Source organism: Plesiomonas sp., from assembly GCF_051650925.1.
Lineage (GTDB): Bacteria > Pseudomonadota > Gammaproteobacteria > Enterobacterales > CAMTGL01 > Plesiomonas.
In genome coordinates this window covers 1-1,927 of record NZ_JBOFRH010000421.1, presented here as the reverse complement: position 1 = coordinate 1,927, position 1,927 = coordinate 1, and the positions used below count along the sequence as shown (strand labels likewise).

Sequence of the window (1,927 nt, the reverse complement as noted above, 5' to 3'; positions counted from 1 at the left end):
CATAACCAACCGGCACACCATCCAACCAATCATCAATATCTGACCAGTGAATTCTGTCGCAAATAGTTACCCCACCGAATGCCTCGATCAAAAGAGCTGCGGTTTCTGGTGGGCAATCGCTGATTTCAGGCAGTGGCTCATCGCTCAATAGCTGCTCAGTAGTGCAACCCAAGATGGATGCTACCGCTGAGAGTTTAGCTTTTGGTATTGAGTTACGTGATTTCCAATTACTCACAGTGGCCGAGTGTTCACCCAGCTCCTTAGCGAGCCACGCCATTGATAGCGAATTTTTTTCTAACCACTCCTCAACCTTCTTGAACATCACACATCCTCACGGCATTATAAACATAACGTTTGCAAAATGGACACGTTACGTGTATTAATGACTTATGAATACTCAAAAAATTCTAAAACGCCTGAGAGACCATTTCGGTTCGTGTACCGGAGTTGCAACCCAAATTGGATGCACTAAGGCATGCGTTACGAACTGGAGCTCTCGCGGGATTCCGCCATCCCGCCTGCCAGCGCTGTATACACTGGCTCGGCAACACAACATCGATCTGGACGTTACTGACTTCTGGCCGGAAATCGGTAACACACAACCGGAAACAAAATGAATGCGTTAAGTGTGTCACACATTCGTTTACATACAAGTCGTGTACCAGATTTAAACAAATCACCTCATTTTAGAGAGGTACATATGCAAAACGTATTCGGGTTAATACAAAACATAGTAAATGCGTCGCGCGTTAGTATATCCCGTAAGACTGTTGCGTGTCATATCGTTGATTCTGTATTCACACTAGGAATAAACACCCGCGCTGGCGTTCGCGATCTGCTGGTATCCCCGAAAACCACTGACGATATGTGGAACAACGAACAAAACCTGTTCCGTGCGTTAGATCGTTCAGAAAGCAACCTTGCCAATCACGCTGTAGTCGTCAGCTTGCTGCCGGCAGTTATTCACGCATTCCCTCAAATCGCAGAACAGCACCTGAATGATTTCTTAAATCCTTTGGGGGTTGTTTGTCACCTGATGGACCCAGAAGCCAAAGCACGTCATGACCTGAAGGTGCTGGTGGGTAAGTCATGCAAAGAGCATGGCGAGTCAGCCAATGCTGCGCTGAACCATTTGCTGGCGGGTGATGATGAAAGTCGGCTGGTGGCCATTAAGGAAGCGCATGAAGCGTTGGCTGCATGTCAGAGCGTGCTGTCAGCACTGGAAGCGATAACTCCAAAAAAGTGAAAAGCCCCGTTGCTGGAACAACAGGGCTTCTCGGAAATCATCGGTTCGGAAAGGAGAGAACGTAATGATTCAACGCAATTTAAACAAAGAACGGCGCCTCACACAACTGAAATGCTTGCCTATTCGTGGCGGCTCTCGTGGTGGTTACGTGTACGAGGTGAATTTTGCAGGTGTGAGTTGCCGGGTTAATTCGGCGTTCGCTGCGTGGATGATGCAACAGGGGGCGCGCTGATGGCTAAGCAAAGCAACGTGGCGGTTACTGCCAAGACTTCAATCAAGGCTCGGCTGCTGGCTGAGATCGGCACGGGCCGTGCTGAGTTTTACACGAATGACATCGCCAGCCGTTTGGGCTGCCGTGCTCAGCAGGTATCTGATTCTCTGTCGAAGATGGAGTTAGACGGCGAGTGCCATGTTTATCGCAAGGCAATGCCGAATAACCGTGTGCACATGACTGTGCGGCCTATTCACGTGGTTTCACGTTTGTGGCGCTTGGCGTTAGGAGTGAACAGGCCATGAGTATTGAATCGTTATCTTCTGGGGTGGCGGTGAAAGCTAAGAAGCCTGCGCGCTCTAAGAAGCGAGCAGTAGAACAGGCTCAAGGCCCTGATGGTTTAGTCGTCATAGCCAGCCGTAACCATGCCTTTGGCCTTGAATTCGCTAAGCGTTTTCGTGCTGCTAAGG

General features: G+C 49.4%; 3 protein-coding genes. 2 read left to right on the top strand and 1 reads right to left on the bottom strand.

What is annotated here, in order from left to right; translation table 11 throughout:
- Positions 1-322: helix-turn-helix domain-containing protein (locus ACRC27_RS10040; protein ID WP_438639803.1), on the bottom strand; the 322-nt coding region annotated here is incomplete at its 3' end.
- Between the two features lie 378 nt (positions 323-700).
- On the opposite strand from ACRC27_RS10040, the gene ACRC27_RS10035 reads away from it, so the two are divergent.
- Together ACRC27_RS10035 and ACRC27_RS10030 are read left to right on the top strand one after the other, a co-directional pair.
- A complete protein-coding gene (locus ACRC27_RS10035) occupies positions 701-1,246 on the top strand; it encodes a hypothetical protein (RefSeq protein ID WP_438620344.1) in 546 nt (181 codons plus the stop codon).
- 231 nt (positions 1,247-1,477) lie between these two features.
- Complete coding sequence (locus tag ACRC27_RS10030) at positions 1,478-1,762, top strand: hypothetical protein (RefSeq protein ID WP_302981514.1); 285 nt, start codon at positions 1,478-1,480, stop codon at positions 1,760-1,762.
- Positions 1,763-1,927 lie beyond the last annotated feature (165 nt).

Excerpts from the sequence above, each read along its gene's own strand:
- ACRC27_RS10035 (WP_438620344.1), top strand. The coding sequence starts at position 701 with ATGCAAAACGTATTCGGGTTAATACAAAACATAGTAAATGCGTCGCGC.
- ACRC27_RS10030 (WP_302981514.1), top strand. The coding sequence starts at position 1,478 with ATGGCTAAGCAAAGCAACGTGGCGGTTACTGCCAAGACTTCAATCAAG.